Here is an 18,358-nt window from a genome sequence, read left to right on the forward strand (position 1 = left end):
TCAGCTCTCCGAGGACAGCCGGGAGATGGCCTCCACCACGGAGCCGGGCACGGAGGTTTCGCCGAAGAAGCGCGAGAGTTCGGCCTGAGCCTCGCGGGCTTGCGTCGCGGTGATGCGGCCCTCGCGCTGTAGCCTCCCGATGATGGCGCCGGCCCGGATGCGCAGCGTCTCGGGCTTCTGGGCGGGCAGCCAGCGGCGTGGGGCGGGCAGCATGCCCGCGAGCATCGCCCCCTGTGCCACGGAGAGCGCCCGCGCCGAGGTACCGAAGTGCTCACGCGCCGCGGCCTCGATGCCATACACGCCCTCTCCCCACTCCACCACATTCACATACAACGTGAGGATGTGCTGCTTGGACAGATGGGTCTCCAGCTGGCGGGCGAGCAGCAACTCCTTGCCCTTGCGCAGGAGGCTGCGGTCCGTGGAGAGGTAGAGGTTCTTGGCCAGCTGCTGGGTGAGCGTGGACGCGCCGCGGCCCAGGCGCGCCTTCCGCACGGACTGCTCGAGGGCGTTCTCCACCTCGATCCAATCCACGCCCTCGTGCTTGTAGAAGCGCGCGTCCTCGGAGCTCAGCACGGCGTCCACCGCGTGCGGCGCCACAGCCTCCAGAGGCACCCAGGCCTGCCGCACACGGGGCGTCTTCCCCTCCGCCAGCGCCTCCTCGGCCCGCTGCGTGATGAGCGCGGTGGTGCGCGGGTTCTGCGTCTGAAGCGCGCGGACGTCGGGCAGCCGCACGTACTCCACGCTGAGCCAGACGACGAACAGCAGCCACGCGCCAAACATCCAGCGGCCCCAGCCCGGGCTGGAATCCTTCCTCACGGCGCGCCGGGCGCCGGCAGGGAGCTGCTTCGTCTTCTGCGTCCGGGGGGAGGAGGCACGGACGGAGGGCGGACGGGAGGCCATCGGTATGCACACATCTGCCCCGGTCCACGGTCCCTGTCCAGAAGACGGCCAGGAAGGCACGCAGCGGCCTGTCTTGAGTAGGATGCCAGGCTCAATGCCATCTCTTCGTACCGCGCTCGGGGCGGGAGTCCTCGTCATAGGTCTAGGCGCCGGACTTGCCGTGACCGCTTCACGGGCAACGCGGAGCGCCGAAGTCGAAGCGCGCATCGCGGTGCGCCAGCAGCCCGTCCTGACACCTGCCCCCGGCCCCGCGCCGCAAGGGCTCCCCATCGTGACGCCTGCCGGGCGCGAGGAGGGCAAAGTCCCCCAAGGGCATGTGGACGGGGTGGCACTGCGCTCGCTCCTGCTCCGACGCCAGTTCGAGGAGCTGACGCTGGCGGTCGAGCAGCTCCAGTGGGGCATGGAGTCGAACCCCCAGGACGAGCACTGGATGACGGACGGCATCCTGGCGCTCGGCAACGGCTCCTCCGAATCGACGGAGCTCCTCGACGCCTGGGTGGAAGCATCACCGCGCTCCTTCGCGCCCTACCTCGCAAGGGGGACCCACTGGGTGTCGGTGGGATACCTGCGCCGCGGGGGGAAGACCGTGGGAGCAACGGCGAAGGAGGAATTCGCCGGGATGCATGAGGCCTTCGAACGCGCGGTGCCCGATCTCGTCCGAGCGTGGTCGCTCCAGCCGAAGGCGGTCGCGGCGGCGCGGCCGCTCATCTACGTGGCGAACGCGCTGGGCGACGACGAGGCTCGCGAGCGTGCCTACACCCGCGCCATGGAGCAGTGCCCCACGTGTGCGGACGTCCGGGCCGTCTATCTCCACGGACTCGCCCCCCGCTGGGGTGGCACCTACGAGAAGATGGACGCCTTCGCCGATGCGCAGAGCCTTGCGCACCCCAAGGTGGGCTTCCTGCGCGGCTTCGCCGATTTTGACCGCGCACACGAGCTGGCGGTCCAGGGCAAGCACGACCAGGGACTGGTCCTGCTCGCCCAGGCACTGTCAGCCGGCGACTACTGGGAGTTCAGGCTGGCTCGGGCGAAGCAACTGCGCCGCACCAAGGCCCTGGACGCCGCGCTGGAGGAGGCGAACCGGGCCGTGGCCCTGCGGCCCGCTCGTGCGTCCGTCTATTTCGAACGGGCTCGGATTTTCTCCAACAGCCGGAAGTGGGAACCCGCGGGCAAGGACCTCCTGCACGCCTTGCGGTTGGACGCGACGGACTCGGACGGACGGGCCCTGCGGGACCACGTGGTGAAGGGGGTCATCTACGACGCCTGGGAGGCGCACAAGGCCGGACGCCGCGAGGAAGCGTTGGGCCTGCTGGAACTGGCTGGGGAGCTCGCTCCAGGCAACCCCGAGGTGGCGCGGCGGCGTGCATGGGTCGTCCAATCTCCACAGCAGGCGGAGACACGGGCCGAGGAGAAGCAAGGCGAGGGGGCGGAGGACTTCCGCACCGTGCAGCAACGGGACTACGCCCTGGCGCGCGAGCGGCGCTTCAAGGAAATCCTTCCGCTCTGGGATGCCTTCATCGAACGCAATCCCGACCACGGGCTGGCCTACATGGAGCGCAGCGGGACGCACTACCACCTGCGGGACCTCAAGTCCGCGCTGTCCGACCTGAAGAAGGCATGTGACCTGGGCGTCAACGAAGGCTGTGCCCGGGCGCGCCAGGTCGAGCGCGCCAAGGCCGCGGCCCGCTGAGGCGTGACCTCACAGCCCCCACTGCTCCAACGACGCCGTGGGACGCTCAGAGTTCGTTGAGGATGAGCAGGCCGCGCACGGAGTCGGCGGCGTACACGTACCCGTCGCCGGGCACTCGGATGCCGAAGGTTCCCTCGAAAAGGTTGTCCGTGCGGCCGGGGTCGCTCTCACGGAAGGTGTTGTAGTGCGCCACCTGGCGCGGCTTCGTGGGGTTGGACACATCCAGCACGCGCACGCCCTCGTGGTACCAGGCGATGTAGAGCAGGTGGCCCTTCAGAATCAGGTTGTGGATGGACGTGACGGGGCTGAGGCGGAACTCCCCCATCTTGACGATGTTCGCCGGGTCGGTGACGTCCAGCACGCGCAGGTGGCTGCCATTGAATTCAGTGCCCTCGAAGGCGATGGTGCGCCCGGCGAAGGTCCCCACGGCGCTGTGGTGCGCAAAGGCGTTGAAGCCGTGCACGTACTGGCCCAGGTGCCGCACGTTGTCGAGGTCGGTGACATCCATGATGGAGTAACCACCGAAGCCATTGCTGACGTAGAGCCGGCCCTCGTACGCGAAGGCGTCATGCGCGCCCCCCGAGGAGAACTCGGACGGCACGGTGATGAGCTGGAGCAGGACGGGCGCCAGCGGCGAGGTGACGTCGTGCACATAGGTCACCTCGCCGGGTGACATCGCATAGAGCCGGTCTCCATCCACCAGCACGGTGTGCGCCCCCTGCCCCGCGGGCAGGTGGCGCACGTACTCTGGCTGCGCGGGGTTGGAGATGTCATAGACGACGACGCCCGCGCGGTTGCCGGCGATGTAGAGGGCATCCTCCTTGGCCCACACGCCATTCCAGCTCGAGTCCCCCGGCAGACTGATGGAGGCCTTGAAGATGGGGTGCGCCCTGTCACTCACGTCGAAGACGGTGAGTCCGCCGTTGCTGGTGCCGCCGAGGTCGTCGATGGAGACGACGTAGGCGTGGTTCTTCGTGACATAGACGTCCACGGCATCCCCCAGTGCGACGGGGGACTCGGAGATGAGGCGCAGCCCGCCCGAGGACTCGCCCTCCCCTCGCTGTGAGGGCATGCGCCACGCCTCGAAGGTGCCGGCCCGGCTGAACCTTCCGTTGGTGCAGCGGGCGTAGCAGCCCGTGATGATGCCGGGTGAAGGCACCTGACAGCCGGCGAGCGCGGTGACAGTGACAGCCCCATTGAAGGGATTGGTGCGGCTGCCAACGACGAAGAAGCGCCCGCCGTCCGTGTTCCGCGTCAGCAACGGCTGGCCGTTGAGCGTGTCCGTCCCTCCGTCGGAGAAGAGCTGGTAGGTGGTGAAGTCGGGGGCGATCTGGGTCCCTCCGTCAGACAGCAGGCGCTCACCTCGCATGTCGGCCAGGTAGATGCCGTGCTGCGCCACCTGGGAGAGCGCCTCCGGTGAGCACTGCGAAACGTCGTAGCGCGACAGGTCATCACACCGGATGGCGGTGGGGTCTCGCTGCTGATTGAAGTCGCATGGCGAGTAACGGCCCCGGTCAATCCAGTCACCGTGTTCCTCCAGCACGGTGTAGCCGCCATCCCACGGCGCCTCCGCGCTCGCATCGGGAGCGCCGGAGTCCGGCGCCCCCGAGTCCTCGGGAAGCCAGGTACCTGCATCAGGAGTGGGGCCGGATTCGTCGCAGGCGGAGAGCGTGGACAGCGACAGGACGCAGGAGGAAAGCAGCCCCCAGGACGGACGCAACATGGACGGCATCGTGGACCTCGCGAGCAAAGGCCTCCCACGAACGTGGGGGCCTTGACTCAAGCGGCCTGACGCCCTGATTCCCTCATTGAGGCGAGAGATGGTTGCGGCGTGGAGGCAAGGTCCGCCCGCGAGCTCGGAATCCCGGGGAAAGCGCCCCGTGCGGTCCTGGCCTTGCATGACGTCCGGACCAGCGCGGCTCCAGCGTCCAGCAGCCACGCCCAGCCGGGTGAGGACAGGGCGTGGGCGGGCCGTGGGAGGCTCAGGTGTCGCCGCTGTAGGAGCCCACAAGCTGGATGTGGCTCTTGCCCGTCTCCGAGCAGGTCGCGTTGACGCTGACGCTCCAGGCCGGGACCTCGGAATGCCAGGTCACGGTGCCCGTCCAGTTCGAGCAGGCCCGGACGTTTTCATCCGCGAACAGGGAGAGCGACACCCTGGAGTTCGGCAAGGTGAAGACCTGCCCCGGCGCCGTCATGGGCCGGGGCAACCGGAGGATCAGCGTCGAGAAGACCGCGCCACAGGTGACGCTCTCATTGCCCGTGATTCCCATCTGCACGGTGAAGGTATCCGTCGAGAAGCAGCTCGAGGGCGCGTAGCAGTAGAAACGGTCAGGCGAAACGGAGCCGCCATGTGCGTTCTCGTAGACCGCGCCCGTGCTGGTGAGGGGGCGGCTCATGGTCCACCGACACGTGGGCCTCTCGGTGCGGCAGCACGCGGCGTCGCCGGGGGCGCAGGCGGTCGTGAAGCACCCCGTGGGATTCGTCGTCGTGCCACCCGCACACTTCGAGTTCAGCACGGCGTCGGTGCCCGAGCGTGTGCAGGCCCACAGCCTCGTTCCCTCGCAGAAGAACTCTCCGGGCGTGCAGATCTCCGGCGACTCCCCCACAGGCCCCATGGGGCCCACCGGCCCGGTGTCGCCCCGGGGCCCCTGGGGGCCCTGCGCGCCGGCGGGCCCTGCTCGCCCGTGTCGCCCTTGGGCCCCTGCGAGCCCTGGGGACCCATGACGCCGCGCGGGCCTTCCCCGCCCATCGGGCCTCGTGGGCCCGTCAGCCCCTGCTCTCCGCGCGGACCCGCGGGGCCCTGCGGCCCCGGAGGTCCGCCCGCGGGGCCCTGCGGCCCTTGCGGTCCCGCCGGCCCCTGGGGGCCCACGGGCCCCTCAGAGGAACAAGCGGTGGTGAACAAACAGCACAGCAACAGCGGGAGGAGTGCGCGCCCGAAGGAGGTCTTGGTCATTGACGGGCGCGTGCCCTAGCAGCATGCCCTCGCCCGGAGCAAGTCCGTCCGGAAGCGAGGGCGGAGCAGCCCTCCCGTTACCAGGTGTAATAGCAGGCGTTGCTGCAGTTCGTGCCGTTGCAGAGCGCGAGGTCAGCGTAGTTGTGGCAGGCGGGGACGGTCAGGTCCGACATGGTGTAACGGGTGATGATGTCTCCGCAGGCAAGCACGGCGTCCGCCGTGCCAGAATTGTCGGCCACCGACATGGCGTTGGAGACGTACGAGTCGCCGCTCGCGGGCAGGCCCTCGGTCCACCGGCCCATGGTGACGCGCTTTGCGGCGACGGCCGGAGCGATGTGCGCCCCGAGCTTGACGTTCCCCATCTGGCCAGGGTTGAGCTGCACGCTGTCGGCCCCCGTGCCTCGGCTGAAGTTGAAGGTCACCGGCCCATTGCCCGCGCAGTTCAGCACGGCGAAGTGCATGGAGTGCCCTGGATGATTGAATGACAGGGCCCCGTTCCAGTCGGTGGCGCGCAGACGGACTCGCGTCGCGGTGCCACGAACCCTGTCGCAGGCGAGCAATTGAGGGGAGCACTGATAGCCGTCCTCACTTCCGAGTGGGAAGTCACAGTCCGGGGAATTGCAGTAGTAGTCGCTCGTGAAGGCCGTGTGGATGACCCCCTGGCTCGGGTCCCCGCAGGTGGGGTCCCCATAGACGGAGGCAGCCCAGGCGCGGTTCGAGGCCGAGCAGCTCCCGGTGAGCGAGCGAGGCTCATCGGGGAAGGTGGTCGGTAAGGCGGAGAGCTCTGCCTCGTTCTGCCGCCGGAGCTGCGCTCTTTCGCCCTCATCCATCGCGACGAGCGCGTGGTCCGCCAGGGCCGGGGGCAGCGCGTGCCCCTCGGGTGCCACGGCCAGGAACACCTCCGCCGCCGAGTGTGTCTGGAAGAAACGAGGGGCCACGAGTGGACGCTGCGGATACTGGGCGATGACGGCCACGTTGACCGCGCCCCCCTCTCCCTCGAGCCAGAGCACGTGGCTGTCAGAAGTCCCGATGCGGGCAATCTCGCGCGGTCCGGGCGACTCGATGGGCGCCGCCCATACGGGGAATGCCCCCAGGAGGGAGAGGGCACCAGTGCAGGCCAGCGCTCGGAATGAACGGGGCGACGTCATAGCGGGAACTCCGTGAGGAAGGACGGCGCTCATTCGCCGTCACTCCCCTGAACGGAGCCGAGCCCCGATTTCCCTCACCCAGAAACGAAGAACCCTGGCCGCGGTCCTGTCACTCCTCGAAGAGCGAGAGCTGCCCCAGCGAGCGCAACGCCCCCACCGCCTCTTGCGGAGTTGCCCGAACACGGACCTGCGACACCGGTGTCGTGCCCGTGAGGTCCACTTCCATGAAGGACTGCACACTGGAGCCATTGAGCAAGTTGGCCAGGGGCATCCACTGGGCGCCGTCGGCGCTTCCCTCCAGCACCAGCTCGCGCATGGTGCCCGTCACCCCGAAGTGGCGCAGCACGGCCTTGCGAGGCACCACGGGCCGCGAGAGCTGCACGGCGACTTCACGGACGCCCTCTTGGAAGAGCACAATCCCACCGAGGTCGCCGTTGGTGACGCGGCAGGGCGTCTCGGCGTTCAGGTAGGTGCACGCCGCGCCACGGCTTGCCGGGACGAGGGCGCGGCGAGGCAGGACAACGTCATCGCTGGAATAGGTGAGGCCGACCGTCACGCCCCCCGCATTCACATCGCGCGTGGTGATGATGGAGGCCTTGAGCCCCTCCGCGTCCTCGAGGACGTAGTCGCTCAGGAGGACCGGCGAGGTGGCCTTGAGCACCTGCCAGGCCTCCCTGGCGCTCGACGGGTGGAGGTACAGCACGTGCTCATCGCTCCCGGCACCGTGGGTGGCGGACAGCGGCCGGAAGCCCACGCTCACTCCCTGCGCCTGCGCGGTGGCCGTCAGCGTGCCGGTCCACTCCTGGACGACGGGCAGCGCGACCTCCGACTGCTGGATGAGGAAGAAGGCCGAAACGCGCCTTCCCTGGGACTGCTCGGGCGAGCGGGCCACGAAGCAACGCGCGATGCTCCCGTTGCGGGTGTCCGCCCCCAGCAGGTCGACCTCGAAGGTGCCATCGGAGCGGGTCTTCACCGACCTCCAGCTCGCCGAGAAGGCAGCGAACGCGCACGAGGAGTTCTCACTGCGGTAGAGCTTCAGCAGCGCGTCCGAGAGCGGCGCGCCCGCCTCGTCGACGAGTCGTCCACTCAGGACGATGTCCTGGTCCTCGGCCACCTTGCTCTCGGTACAGCCGCCCGACATCGCCAACACACCCAACGTCAACGTGCGCATCCATCGCATGGGAACCTCCTCCACCGGTGAGCCTGGATGTCAGTGCAAAACCGGTGCAGAGGCCCGCTCCCTCTGAGGACGCGAGCCCGGGCCGGTCCGTTCCTGACATCGGCGTCCTGGCGCGCCGCCTACGCGGGTGCCACCGCCGCTTCGCAGCGCCATCCAACCTCGCCCCCGTCGCAGGCAAGGGGTGTGCCCCGAGCCCTTGGCCTTGCGCGGTGCCACGCCTTCCATCTGGAAACTCGTTTCCCGCCCCCAATCACGCCACAGTCTCTTGCGCGCCCCTGCTCCACCGCCCGACTTGTGGAACCCCCATGACCTCCTGGTCCACCCTCACGCGAGCCCTTGTCGTCATCGTAGTCCTCCCCTCACTGGCGCTGTCCGCTCCCCGCGCCGGGGCGACCCGGCCCCCAGGCCCGGCAAAGCGTTACACCGTCGAGCAGTTCATGGAGACGACCTCCGTGCTCGGTGCGTCCTTCTCCTCGGATGAGAAGCGGGTGCTGTACTCGTCGAACGAGACCGGCGTCTTCAATGTCTTCTCCGTCCCGGTGACGGGCGGAAAGCCCACGCAACTGACCCGCTCCACCCAGGACGCCTCCATCGCCGTCGCCTACTTCCCCACCGACGACCGCGTCCTCTTCACGCGAGACTCGGGAGGCAACGAACTCGCCCACCTCTACGTGCGCACGCTGGACGGCCAGGAGAAAGACCTCACTCCGGGCGACGAGCACCGCGCGTCCTTCTTCGGCTGGAGCCAGGACGGCGCCGCCTTCTACGTCCTCACCAACGAGCGCGACGCACGCTTCCAGGACCTCTACCGCTACGACGCCAAGACGTATGCCCGCACCCTGCTCTACACGGGCGATGGCGAGCATGTGCCCGGCGCCCTCTCCCCGGACGAGAAGTGGCTGGCCCTGGAGAAGTCACGGACGCTGTCCGACAGCGACGTCTACCTCTACGAGTTCGCCACCCAGCAGCGTCGGCACCTCACCGCGCACGAGGGCTCGGCCAGTTGGAAGGCGGCGACCTTCGACCCGGCGTCCTCCGCGCTGTACCTGCTCACCAACGAGGGCTCCGAGTTCATTCGCGTAGAGCGCCACGTGCTCGCCTCCGGGAAGCGCGAGTTGGTGGAGCAGTTGGATTGGGACGTGCTCTCCACGGTGTTCTCGCGACGTGGCACGTGGCGCATCACCCGCGTCAACGAGGACGGCCGCACCACGCTTCGAGTCCACGACGTGAAGGCCGGCAGGCGCGTGTCCCTGCCAGGGATTCCAGAGGGGGCGATCTCCGGTGTGAGCCTGTCCCGCGGTGAGAAGCGAATGGCCTTCCACGTCGACGGAGACCGCTCGCCCGGCAACCTGTACGTCTATGACTTCGAGACGAAGAAGCTCACCCGGCTGACGGACACGCTGGGCCGGGCGCTGGCCCCCCAGCACCTGGTGGAGTCGGAGCGGGTGCGCTTCAAGTCCTTCGACGGGTTGGAGATTCCGGCGCTGCTCTACAAGCCCCAGCAGGCCACCGCGAAGCAGCGCGCCCCCGCCATCGTCTTCGTCCATGGGGGACCGGGAGGACAGTCCGCCAAGGGCTACAGCAGCTTCTTCCAGTTCCTCGTCCACCACGGCTACGTGGTGCTCGCCGTCAACAACCGGGGCAGCGAGGGCTACGGCAAGTCGTTCTTCGCGGCGGATGACCAGCAGCACGGCAAGGCGCCGCTCCAGGATTGCGTCGAGGCGAAGAAGTACCTGGCCGCCCTCCCCTACGTGGACGGCGCGCGCGTGGGCATCCTGGGCCCCAGCTACGGAGGATACATGGTGCTCGCGGCGCTGGCGTTCCATCCCGACGTCTTCGCCGTGGGCGTGGATGCGTTCGGCATCTCAGACTGGCTGAGCGCTCTGCGCGAGCTGCCGCCCCACAAGGAGGCCCTGCGCGAGGCGCTCTATCAGGAACTGGGCAACCCCCAGACGCAGGAAGCGATGCTTCGAGAAATCTCCCCGCTGTTCCACGCGGAGAAGATTCGCAGGCCGCTGCTCGTCATCCAGGGCGCCAATGACCCGCGCGTGCCCAAGGGCAAGACAGACGCGCTCGTCGAGGCCGTCCGGAAGAACGGCGTGCCCGTCGACTACTTCGTCCTCCCCAATGATGGCCATGGCTTCAGCAGCACGAAGAGCGAAGCGGAGACCTCCGTCAGGATCCTCTCCTTCCTGGACCAGCACCTCCGACAGAGCCCCTGAAGCCGCGAGCACGGCTTCGCACTTGTGCAACTGCATGCACAGTGGCTGACACGGCCTTCTGTCATTTCGTGGGGTTTCGCGTTGGCATGCCCCTTGATGGGTAAGGGCACATGAATCTCAGCGCCATTCGCGTCCGTGCTCTTGCTGGCCTCGTGTCCGCGCCGATGCTCGCGCACGCCCAGGAAGTACCGACTGTCGCACCCCATTCCGCGCCTCCCGCTGTCCATGGGGGACCCCAGAGGTTGAGCAGCGCGGCGGCCCTGGGCGTGCACTCGCTCTCCGTGGACTCCGTCTCCCCTGCGTCGATGGCCTTCATCGTGGACATCGAGCAGCCCCTGACACCGTTCATCTCGGTGTTCGCAGGCGGGCACGTGGGCGTGAACCTGAAAGCGACGGGACTCCAGGCTGGCGGCCGCGTCTATCTGACCGGGAGGCCCTTCCAGGGCCCCTTCCTGTCCGTCCAGGGCGATGGGACCTTCTTCGACGCGGATGAGGATGTATCGAAGCTCCGCGCGTCCGTCAGCGGACTGGTCGGGTATTCACAGCAGTTGGGCAAACAGTGGCATATCGCCCTGGCGGGCGGCGCTGGGTTCAGCCACCTCCGGCAGGAGACCGAGCTGCCGCGCTCCGCGACCTGCACGCTGTTCTCCTGGTGTCTGCTTTCGCAGCCCGAGCGCACCGTCGAGACAACGCAGACGCTGCACCCCGTCGTGAGGCTCACGGCGGTACACCGGTTCTAGTTCGTCCCCAGCGACAAACGGGCGTCCGACAAGGCCCTGCACGACTTCGGTGGCCGGAAGTACAAGCTGGACCCGTCGCGCAAGCGCCTGGGGAGCGCGGCGGGACTGGAGAAGCTGAAACAGGGGCCCTACGCCCCTCCCACACCAACCCAATTCCCCTACCGCGCCGTGGCCCCCGAGGAGCAGTCCGACTGACTGCCCGCTGATGCGATTCCGAAGTAGGCTGACACGATGGTGCCTCTGACCGACCGGGCTTCGCTGCCTCATGAAGCGCGCTCCGCCCTGGAACAGGAGCTGGCGTCCCTCACGCTGCTCCAGGACGTCGTGCGCTGGGGCTTCGCGAGTTCGCCGCCGCGCGATGTCACGGAGGTCATCGTCCAGGACGAGTTCACCCACGACGTGGTGATGCCGTGGATGGAAGGCAGCTACCTCGTCTTTGACACGACCTGACTGGGCGGAGTCACTTCGGTCTCCGTGTGGGACCACCGACCCAGCGCAGATGAACTCCTCGATGCCCGGCTTACATCCGGATGGACGCCGACACCCACGAGCACCGTCGACGGCGACATCATCATGGGACATGCCGCGTGCAGAGTGCCACCGCAACGGCCCTGACAGCCGGCCGCCTCGGCTGCTCGCGGGTCACGGAGCCCTGTGTCCCCCCGGCAAGGGGGAGGGCGCGCTCACGGTGGGCGGCGACGTGGCCGGCAAGGCTCCCACGGTGGCATGGCCGAAGAGGCGCCGGATGTGGTCGCCGTAGAGGGTGATCGTCAGCACGCCAATCAAGACGAGGAATGAGAACGCGGCCACCACGGTCGCCGCCGTGCCCAGGAGCGTGACCGCCTCCTCTCGCTGCTGGCTCCAGATGCGACGGCAATCCCCCGTGACGACGGTCCCATCCGGCCGGCGGTAGAGCCGGGCACAAACGCTCCCACCGGGCTGGAGCAGCGCTTCCACCTCCAGCGTGGTCATCTCGCTCAGATTGTGGACGGAGAGCCTGCAGGCACCACAGTGCCGGACACGTGCATCCCCTTTCATGTCCTCCCAGCGCATCTCGCAGGGTGTCGCGATGGTGAGGCGTTCTGTCAGGGCGCGTGTGTCCATGACGGAGGACATTATGGGACACACCCTTCGACAGACATCGGCCATCCGTCCGTAGGACGAATGACCGATGCCTGGGGCGACACGGAACCGGGAACGGCGGGCTCGCCGGCTCCTGGCCGTCGAGCCTGCCATCCAGGTTCCGGTCGATCGCAATGCGCGTATCGGAGCCAGGAGGGACCGCGGTGAAGGTCACCACCTGCCCCGCGGTGTTCGCCAAGCTGGACGTGACCACGCGCACCGCCGCCATCGTCAAGGCGCAGGAGCGCTTGCAGCGGAACCTGTGAAGGCTGGGCTCGTCCGTGGAATGAACGTCCCTTCCCCGCCGCGCCGCGCAACTGGACCTCCCGAGCCACCGCTCCCGGACATGGACAGTTGTCCTCTGGCATGAGAGGCCTGGGGGCGGTTGAATCGGAACATCCGCGCCACCGCATCGTGTGGCCGGCGCGGCGGGGCTCCAGGCCCCAGGAGGAGCGTCCGTGCCCGCAGCGACCATCCCCACCGTCGAGACCGACCGCCTCGTCATGAAGGGTCACAACCTCGAGGACTATGAGGAGTGCCTCGCGCTGTGGAGCGACCCCGCGGTGGTCCGCTACATCAGCGGCAAGCCGTCCACACGCGAAGAGATGTGGTCCAGGCTCCTGCGTTACGTGGGCCATTGGGACCTGCTGGGCTTTGGATTCTGGGTGGTGCGTGAGAAGGCAACAGGCCGCCTCGTTGGCGAGGTGGGCCTGGGCGACTTCCACCGCGACATGCAGCCGCCCCTGAGCGCCGGGCCCGAGGCCGGCTGGGTGCTCGCCCCCGGCTTCCACGGCAAGGGTTACGCCACAGAGGCGGTACGCGCGGCGCTGGCCTGGGCGGATGCCCAGCTCAGCCCTGAGCGCGTGGTGTGCATCATCGCGCCCGAGAATGCAGCGTCCATCCGAGTCGCCGACAAGTGCGGCTTCCGGCAGACGGGACAGGGGCGCTATAAGGGAGAGCCCTCGCTCATGTTCGAGCGACTGGCACCGGTGAAGGTGGGGACATGACCATGGCCACGGCGAAGCGACCCACGCTCAAGCGCGCCGTCAACCCGATGCCCGCGAATGTCCGGGCGGCGTTGGTCAAGCGCGGGCTCATGGACGCCTACAAAGCGCGGCCTCCGTACCAGCAGAACGACTATCTCGGATGGATTGCGCGGGCCAAGCTCGAGCCGACGAGGCAGAAGCGGCTCGACCAGATGCTGGACGAACTGGCCGGCGGGACGAAGTACATGAACATGGCGTGGTCTGGCGGGCGGAAGTAGCGCTGAGGCAGCAGTGCGCGAGCCCGCGCGAAGTGCGAATGGCAGGTCGGCTTGTTCATGGCATTCCCGACTGCACTTCGGATCTTGCTGGGTTCCAGCAGGCGCTTGCCGAGACGGTGTGATGGTGTGCTTTCAGTGTGTCGCGTCGAATTGACAGCGACTGCTCGTCTTCTTTCCAGATGGCACGCTGTGACGGGGCAGCGGAACTGTCCTCTCACGGGTACTTCGATGGTGAAAACGGGCCGCCCTGGGACACTTGGGTGCGGTGGATTGAGCAGACTGACCTGAGCATGGCGCAGCGCCAACCCTGCCCCCACCCCAACACGCCGCACACTCCCTGTAGACTGCCGGGAATGAGAGTCCTTTTCACGATACTCGTCGCGGCAATCACGCTCTGCCTGTGGCCAACGACAGCGCAGGCGTGTGTTTGCGTCGCGGGCGGGGGCAACCTTCACCACGACCTCAAGGTGGCGCGGGAGCGTGCGAGCGCCATCTACCGAGCTCGCGTCGTCCCGGCTCCCGTTGGCCCCTACTTGGGAACCGTGAATGTCGAGGTCCTGGAGGTCATCAAGGGCCCTGTCGTCACGGGCGAGAAGTTCATTCTCCCCCAGGGTGGCGGCGGCGATTGCCGTGTCCGGTACCAGGGCGACGCGGTGTATCTCATCTACGCCGAACCCAATAACCCCAGGTTGATCTGGCACTGCTCCCGCACCCGGCCGATGCCCTCACTGGATGATGCGGAGTGGGTCTGGCTCACCACGGGGAAGCTCCCTTCCATTCCGGCCGCAGTCCAGCGCGAGTCCGTGCCCAGCGAGCCGTGCGAAGAAAAGAAGAAGTGCACGTCGAAGTGGGAGCCACCGGAAGCACTCGCCGCGGTCCAGTGCCACTGGCGAACCCCCGACCGGGCCCGTTGCACCTTCACCGGCCCCCGCGTTCCCCTCCCAGAGAACGCGCAGACCTCACCCCTGCTGGTCTGCCGGCCCGAAGCAGGGCACGCGTCCAGGTACACCTGCACCGTCCAGAAGGACCCGAACCCATCGCAGGCGGAGTGAGCACCGGCGCCCTCCGGACGAAAGCGCCGAGCCTCGGGACTCACGCCTTCGCGGGCGGCTTCGTCCCCGCGTCCTTGCCCTCATCCCGGCCGTGCACGGCCGCGGGCGGACTGGTGGCTTCGACGGCGGAGAAGGTCTCCAGCACCTTGTACGTGTGACTGGAGCCCCGAGGCACCAGCCAGGAGTCACCAGGGTTGAGCAGGATGACCTGCCCCTCGAGGTGCAACTCCGCGCGGCCCTTCAGGACGAAGCCCACCGTTTCGTAGTCCCTCGCGGTGGCGGGCGCCGCCTCTCCGGGCGGTTCGTCTTCCCACAGCCGCATCGACAGGCGGACGCCAGACGCCAGGTACTTCTGCCCCATTTCGCCCTTGGGAGAGTGCCGACTCTCCACCTTCTTCACGCTGGTGTCGCCCATGCCTTCGTCTCCGTTGGATGGCGGCGGATGTGCCGCGCGTCTGCCGGAAAAGGTAAGGAAGGCATCCAGGTGCCGACGGGCACTCGGCGCGGGCCGCCAGCCCGGCGCGCCAGGAGCCGGACATGCGAAGGCCCCGCCTCCCTGCTGGGAGACCGGGCCTCGGGCACACTCAAGGGTGGCCTGCGGGTGCTTCAGACGGCGCGGACGTTCTGCGCCTGCAGGCCCTTGGGGCCACGCGTGACCTCGAACTCCACCTGCTGCCCCTCCTGGAGGGTGCGGAAGCCATCCATGTTGATGGCGGTGTGGTGGCAGAACACGTCCTCACCGTTGTCCTGCGCGATGAAGCCGAACCCCTTGGCGTCGTTGAACCACTTCACGGTACCGATTGCCATGTGACCTTCTTCCTTCTGCTTCGAGGCCGCCGCCAAGGGCTGCCCGATCGACGTGTGCGGAGCGGACACCGCCCCGGCCCCCTAACGACAAACTTCCTGGCGCCGCCTGTCCACCGGGCAACCGCCTTCCGGGCAAGCAGCCGTCCGCCACCGGACACTCCACTTCCACCGCCCCTCCCGCCAGGGCGACAAGCCGTCTTCTTCCCCTCACTCCCCCCACCTCTGTCCCGGGGCCGTCTTCACACTTCTTCACCGCGCGCGGGCGTGGCCTTCATACCCGCCCTCTACGTTCCCGCTCGTCACCACCAGCGCCGCCCCCAGGGGACGGCCTCATTGGGAGCGTGGAGCCATGTTCGGGTTTGTCTTCGGAACCGCCTGTCTCGCCGGGCTCATCTACACAGTCCGTGGCGGACGCCACGGGTATCGCCGCGGAGGCCGCTGGAGTTCGCGCGGACGCCTCCGCTGGCTCTTCGAGCGGCTGGATACATCACCTGGCCAGGAGAAGGTCCTCCTCAAAGCCGCCGACGATGTCATGGAGGCCTTCGCCAAGGTCCGTGATGAGGCAGGCCCCAGCCGCACCGCCCTGGGCGCCGCGCTGCGCGGTGAGCACTTCGACGGCGCCGCGCTGCGCGAGCTCTTCGCCCGCCACGATGTCGCCATCGACAATGTGCGCCGCACGGTGCAGGGGGCGCTCGCCCAGGTCCATGAGGCGCTGGACCCGCGCCAGCGCCGCGAGCTCGCGGACCTCCTCGAGCACGGCTTCGGCTCCGCCTACGGCTGGCACGGAGGTCATGGCGGCTGGCACCGCCGCTGTGGCGGCCCCGGCGGCTGGCGAGGCGGCGCATTCGGCCACGGCGGCCATCGCCACGGGGACGGCCACGGCCCTTGGGGACGCGATGACGCGCGTGGGGTGTGAGCCCCGAACCAATGCCCCCTTTCGTCGTCCTTGAAGGAGAGATTCCATGCGCCGCCGTCTGCTCATCGTCCTGCTCGCCCTGGGCACCGTTGGAGGCTACGCCTCCGGCTTCGCCAGCGTGGCCCGCCACCGCCATCACTTCCGCCACTGTCACCACAGCGCCTGGGAACACGGGTGGAGCCCCCACGGCAGGTGGGAGCCTTCCGGCCAGCGAGGGGTGGCTCCCCCGCCGGCGACCCGCGTGTCCATCCACACGGCCTCCCCCTGAAGTAGAAGGCGGTTCATGTCCACGCGCGTCCTGCTCATCGACGACGACACCCGGATGTACGAATTGCTCGCGCAGTACCTCGGGCAGAACGGCCTCAGCGTCACCCACGCGGCGGATGGCGGACGGGGGCTCGCGGCGCTGGAGGCCAGCGCCTTCGACGCGGTGCTGCTCGACGTGATGATGCCCGGCATGGACGGCCTGGAGGTCTGCAAACGCATCCGCGCCAGGAGCCGCATCCCCGTCATCATGCTCACCGCGAAGGGCGACGAGACGGACCGCGTGGTGGGCCTGGAGCTGGGCGCGGACGACTACCTCCCCAAGCCCTTCAGTCCCCGCGAACTGCTGGCGCGGCTGCGGGCCGTGCTCCGCCGCTCGCAGCCCTCGGCGGTGGCGGACCGGCTGGAGTCGGGCGGCGTGTCCATCGACGTGGCCGGGCGCGAGGTACGCGTGGAGGAGCGCGCCGTGGAGTTGACGGGCCTGGAGTTCGATTTGCTCGTCGCGCTGGTGCGCAGGGCCGGACGCGTCGTTCCGCGCGACGCCCTGCTGGGCGAGGCAGGCCGCAGTGACACGGTGGTGGGCGAGCGCACCGTCGACGTGCACATCTCCCACCTGCGACAGAAGCTCGGTGACGTGGGCACCCGCCTCATCAAGACGGTGCGCGGCGTGGGCTACGTGTTCGCCAAGGAGGGCCCGTGAAACGCGGCAGGCCCCGGGCGCACAAGCGCGGCTGGGACGCGTGGGGCGAGCCGCACGAATGCGGCCCCTGGGGACACCGGCATCCGCCGCACGGCTACTGGCATATGGGCCGCCTGGGCGGCTTCGTGCGCGCCCGGCTGCACCGGCGCCTGTTCATGTGGTTCGGCCTGTCCATCCTCGCCACTGGCGCCGTGGTGGCCACGGTGATGAGCCTGGTGGGCGGAGGCACCTGGAGGCAGGAAAGCGACCGCGTGCGCGCCTTCGTGGGCCACCGCTTCGAGGAGGTCTGGGACGAGCCCGCCCGGCGGGACGCGCTGGTGGCGTCCATCGAGAAGGACTTGCAGGTGGGCGTGGAGCTTCGGGACGCGTCCGGCGCGATGCTGGCGCACACCCAGGTGCCGTGCCGGCGGCCCGAGTTCAACCTGCCCGTGATTCGCGATGGCGTCACCCTGGGCTCGGTGCGCGCCTGCTACGCCAGCTTCCGTCCGAAGAGCCCGCTGCGGATGGTGCTGCCGCTGGCGCTGTCGTGCATGGTGCTCTGGATGGCCGCGGGGAAGCTCGCGCGGCGGCTCGCCCGCCCCATGGATGAGCTGGTGCGGGCCACGCGAGCGCTGGGCTCGGGCCGGCTGGACTCGCGCGCGGACGTCGCGCCCCATGTCACCGGGGAGTTCGCCGTGCTGGCGGATGCCTTCAACGACATGGCGGGGCGCATCGAGAAGCAGGTGGCGGACCAGCGCGAACTGCTCGCCGCCGTGTCCCACGAGCTGCGCACCCCGCTGGCCCGGCTGCGCGTGCTGACGGAGCTGCTCCGCGACGGAGGCGGCAACCCGAAGACGTTGGACCAGGTGGACCGCGAGGTGGTGGAGCTGGATGCCCTGGTAGGGGAGCTGCTGGCCAGCTCCCGGCTGGACTTCGGCCAGCTCACCCCGCGTGTCCTGGATGGTCAGACGCTGGCCACGCAGGCCCTGGAGCGCGCGGGGCTGGCGAGTTCCCTGTTGGGCATGGAGGTGGAGCACGCCGGGCTCGTGGGAGACGCGACGCTGCTGGGCCGCGCCCTGGCCAACCTCCTGGAGAATGCGCGCAAGCACGGCGCCGGCGCCGAGGCACTGCGCATCCAGGAGCGAGGCGAACACCGGCCTTCTGCGTGGAAGACCGGGGCCCCGGGCTGCAGCCCGGCGAGGACGAGCGCATCTTCCGGCCCTTCTACCGGAGGGACCAAGGCACCGAGGCGCGCGAGGCGGGCTCCCTGGGCCTGGGGCTGGCGCTGGTCCAGCGCATCGCGCACGTCCACGGCGGAGATGTCTTCGCGGAGAACCGCCCCGGCGGCGGCGCACGGGTGGGCTTCACCGTGCGGAAGAACGGCCCTCCGGCTTCAGAGAGCCGCCCCGCCGCGTAGCGCG

Annotated in this window: 19 protein-coding genes and 1 pseudogene; 13 read left to right on the plus strand and 7 right to left on the minus strand. The window is 68.7% G+C overall.

Annotation, left to right across the window (positions count from 1 at the left end):
• Positions 1-900, minus strand: a complete 900-nt coding sequence (mtgA, locus tag QEG98_RS28720; RefSeq protein WP_316563581.1) for a monofunctional biosynthetic peptidoglycan transglycosylase — start codon at positions 898-900, stop codon at positions 1-3.
• A 160-nt stretch (positions 901-1,060) separates the two neighbouring features.
• On the opposite strand from mtgA, the gene QEG98_RS28725 reads away from it, so the two are divergent.
• The gene (locus QEG98_RS28725; protein WP_316563582.1) at positions 1,061-2,590 is read left to right on the plus strand and encodes a DUF4034 domain-containing protein; all 1,530 of its coding nucleotides are present in this window, start codon (positions 1,061-1,063) and stop codon (positions 2,588-2,590) included.
• A gap of 46 nt (positions 2,591-2,636) precedes the next feature.
• On the opposite strand, the gene QEG98_RS28730 is transcribed toward QEG98_RS28725, so the two are convergent.
• Positions 2,637-4,322, minus strand: a complete 1,686-nt coding sequence (locus QEG98_RS28730) for a hypothetical protein (protein WP_316563583.1) — start codon at positions 4,320-4,322, stop codon at positions 2,637-2,639.
• A gap of 284 nt (positions 4,323-4,606) precedes the next feature.
• Here QEG98_RS28730 and QEG98_RS28735 point away from each other — a divergent pair, with 284 nt between their 5' ends.
• On the plus strand, positions 4,607-4,906 hold the full coding sequence (locus tag QEG98_RS28735; protein WP_316563584.1) for a hypothetical protein: 300 nt from the start codon (positions 4,607-4,609) through the stop codon (positions 4,904-4,906).
• Positions 4,907-5,620: 714 nt separating this feature from the next.
• Here QEG98_RS28735 and QEG98_RS28740 read toward each other — a convergent pair.
• Both QEG98_RS28740 and QEG98_RS28745 read right to left on the minus strand, forming a co-directional pair.
• The gene (locus QEG98_RS28740; protein ID WP_316563585.1) at positions 5,621-6,691 is read right to left on the minus strand and encodes a hypothetical protein; all 1,071 of its coding nucleotides are present in this window, start codon (positions 6,689-6,691) and stop codon (positions 5,621-5,623) included.
• A gap of 109 nt (positions 6,692-6,800) precedes the next feature.
• Complete coding sequence (locus QEG98_RS28745) at positions 6,801-7,871, minus strand: hypothetical protein (RefSeq protein ID WP_316563586.1); 1,071 nt, start codon at positions 7,869-7,871, stop codon at positions 6,801-6,803.
• Positions 7,872-8,176: 305 nt separating this feature from the next.
• On the opposite strand from QEG98_RS28745, the gene QEG98_RS28750 reads away from it, so the two are divergent.
• From QEG98_RS28750 to QEG98_RS28760, 3 genes are all read left to right on the plus strand, one after another.
• Complete coding sequence (locus QEG98_RS28750; RefSeq protein WP_316563587.1) at positions 8,177-10,093, plus strand: S9 family peptidase; 1,917 nt, start codon at positions 8,177-8,179, stop codon at positions 10,091-10,093.
• 242 nt (positions 10,094-10,335) lie between these two features.
• Positions 10,336-10,833 (plus strand): hypothetical protein, encoded by a 498-nt coding sequence (locus tag QEG98_RS28755; protein ID WP_316563588.1) that lies wholly within the window; start codon positions 10,336-10,338, stop codon positions 10,831-10,833.
• Between the two features lie 231 nt (positions 10,834-11,064).
• The gene (locus QEG98_RS28760; protein WP_316563589.1) at positions 11,065-11,283 is read left to right on the plus strand and encodes a hypothetical protein; all 219 of its coding nucleotides are present in this window, start codon (positions 11,065-11,067) and stop codon (positions 11,281-11,283) included.
• A 192-nt stretch (positions 11,284-11,475) separates the two neighbouring features.
• Here the strand turns inward: QEG98_RS28760 and QEG98_RS28765 are convergent, their stop codons facing one another.
• Positions 11,476-11,937 (minus strand): hypothetical protein, encoded by a 462-nt coding sequence (locus tag QEG98_RS28765; RefSeq protein ID WP_316563590.1) that lies wholly within the window; start codon positions 11,935-11,937, stop codon positions 11,476-11,478.
• A gap of 476 nt (positions 11,938-12,413) precedes the next feature.
• On the opposite strand from QEG98_RS28765, the gene QEG98_RS28770 reads away from it, so the two are divergent.
• The 3 genes from QEG98_RS28770 to QEG98_RS28780 all read left to right on the plus strand — a co-directional run bounded on the left by QEG98_RS28770 (position 12,414) and on the right by QEG98_RS28780 (position 14,271).
• Positions 12,414-12,962, plus strand: a complete 549-nt coding sequence (locus tag QEG98_RS28770; protein WP_316563591.1) for a GNAT family N-acetyltransferase — start codon at positions 12,414-12,416, stop codon at positions 12,960-12,962.
• Between the two features lie 2 nt (positions 12,963-12,964).
• Positions 12,965-13,219, plus strand: a complete 255-nt coding sequence (locus QEG98_RS28775; protein WP_316563592.1) for a YdeI/OmpD-associated family protein — start codon at positions 12,965-12,967, stop codon at positions 13,217-13,219.
• A 542-nt stretch (positions 13,220-13,761) separates the two neighbouring features.
• Positions 13,762-14,271 carry a hypothetical protein gene (locus QEG98_RS28780; RefSeq protein ID WP_316563593.1) on the plus strand — a complete coding sequence of 170 codons (510 nt, stop codon included), beginning with the start codon at positions 13,762-13,764 and terminating at the stop codon, positions 14,269-14,271.
• Between the two features lie 40 nt (positions 14,272-14,311).
• On the opposite strand, the gene QEG98_RS28785 is transcribed toward QEG98_RS28780, so the two are convergent.
• Positions 14,312-14,686 (minus strand): cupin domain-containing protein, encoded by a 375-nt coding sequence (locus QEG98_RS28785; protein ID WP_090489971.1) that lies wholly within the window; start codon positions 14,684-14,686, stop codon positions 14,312-14,314.
• A 191-nt stretch (positions 14,687-14,877) separates the two neighbouring features.
• A complete protein-coding gene (locus tag QEG98_RS28790; protein WP_011555276.1) occupies positions 14,878-15,078 on the minus strand; it encodes a cold-shock protein in 201 nt (66 codons plus the stop codon).
• 349 nt (positions 15,079-15,427) lie between these two features.
• On the opposite strand from QEG98_RS28790, the gene QEG98_RS28795 reads away from it, so the two are divergent.
• The 5 genes and pseudogenes from QEG98_RS28795 (at position 15,428) to QEG98_RS28815 (ending at position 18,354) form a co-directional block, all read left to right on the plus strand.
• Positions 15,428-15,994 carry a periplasmic heavy metal sensor gene (locus tag QEG98_RS28795; protein ID WP_316563594.1) on the plus strand — a complete coding sequence of 189 codons (567 nt, stop codon included), beginning with the start codon at positions 15,428-15,430 and terminating at the stop codon, positions 15,992-15,994.
• Between the two features lie 46 nt (positions 15,995-16,040).
• Complete coding sequence (locus QEG98_RS28800; RefSeq protein ID WP_316563595.1) at positions 16,041-16,262, plus strand: hypothetical protein; 222 nt, start codon at positions 16,041-16,043, stop codon at positions 16,260-16,262.
• Positions 16,263-16,277: 15 nt separating this feature from the next.
• Positions 16,278-16,958: a response regulator transcription factor gene (locus tag QEG98_RS28805; RefSeq protein WP_316563596.1), complete on the plus strand. Its 681-nt coding sequence runs from the start codon at positions 16,278-16,280 to the stop codon at positions 16,956-16,958.
• Positions 16,959-17,539: 581 nt separating this feature from the next.
• Positions 17,540-17,809: pseudogene (locus QEG98_RS28810) on the plus strand (histidine kinase dimerization/phospho-acceptor domain-containing protein); the annotation flags it as partial.
• Positions 17,810-18,102: 293 nt separating this feature from the next.
• Positions 18,103-18,354: a sensor histidine kinase gene (locus QEG98_RS28815; RefSeq protein ID WP_316567978.1), complete on the plus strand. Its 252-nt coding sequence runs from the start codon at positions 18,103-18,105 to the stop codon at positions 18,352-18,354.
• Positions 18,355-18,358: the final 4 nt, after the last annotated feature.

This window comes from Myxococcus sp. MxC21-1, from assembly GCF_032612255.1.
Taxonomy (GTDB): Bacteria; Myxococcota; Myxococcia; order Myxococcales; family Myxococcaceae; genus Myxococcus; species Myxococcus virescens.

Excerpts from the sequence above, each read along its gene's own strand:
- QEG98_RS28765 (WP_316563590.1), bottom strand. The coding sequence starts at position 11,937 with ATGGACACACGCGCCCTGACAGAACGCCTCACCATCGCGACACCCTGC.
- QEG98_RS28740 (WP_316563585.1), bottom strand. The coding sequence starts at position 6,691 with ATGACGTCGCCCCGTTCATTCCGAGCGCTGGCCTGCACTGGTGCCCTC.
- QEG98_RS28775 (WP_316563592.1), top strand. The coding sequence starts at position 12,965 with ATGGCCACGGCGAAGCGACCCACGCTCAAGCGCGCCGTCAACCCGATG.
- QEG98_RS28790 (WP_011555276.1), bottom strand. The coding sequence starts at position 15,078 with ATGGCAATCGGTACCGTGAAGTGGTTCAACGACGCCAAGGGGTTCGGC.
- mtgA (WP_316563581.1), bottom strand. The coding sequence starts at position 900 with ATGGCCTCCCGTCCGCCCTCCGTCCGTGCCTCCTCCCCCCGGACGCAG.
- QEG98_RS28805 (WP_316563596.1), top strand. The coding sequence starts at position 16,278 with ATGTCCACGCGCGTCCTGCTCATCGACGACGACACCCGGATGTACGAA.
- QEG98_RS28730 (WP_316563583.1), bottom strand. The coding sequence starts at position 4,322 with ATGCCGTCCATGTTGCGTCCGTCCTGGGGGCTGCTTTCCTCCTGCGTC.
- QEG98_RS28735 (WP_316563584.1), top strand. The coding sequence starts at position 4,607 with ATGTGGCTCTTGCCCGTCTCCGAGCAGGTCGCGTTGACGCTGACGCTC.
- QEG98_RS28800 (WP_316563595.1), top strand. The coding sequence starts at position 16,041 with ATGCGCCGCCGTCTGCTCATCGTCCTGCTCGCCCTGGGCACCGTTGGA.
- QEG98_RS28760 (WP_316563589.1), top strand. The coding sequence starts at position 11,065 with ATGGTGCCTCTGACCGACCGGGCTTCGCTGCCTCATGAAGCGCGCTCC.
- QEG98_RS28795 (WP_316563594.1), top strand. The coding sequence starts at position 15,428 with ATGTTCGGGTTTGTCTTCGGAACCGCCTGTCTCGCCGGGCTCATCTAC.
- QEG98_RS28785 (WP_090489971.1), bottom strand. The coding sequence starts at position 14,686 with ATGGGCGACACCAGCGTGAAGAAGGTGGAGAGTCGGCACTCTCCCAAG.
- QEG98_RS28745 (WP_316563586.1), bottom strand. The coding sequence starts at position 7,871 with ATGCGATGGATGCGCACGTTGACGTTGGGTGTGTTGGCGATGTCGGGC.
- QEG98_RS28750 (WP_316563587.1), top strand. The coding sequence starts at position 8,177 with ATGACCTCCTGGTCCACCCTCACGCGAGCCCTTGTCGTCATCGTAGTC.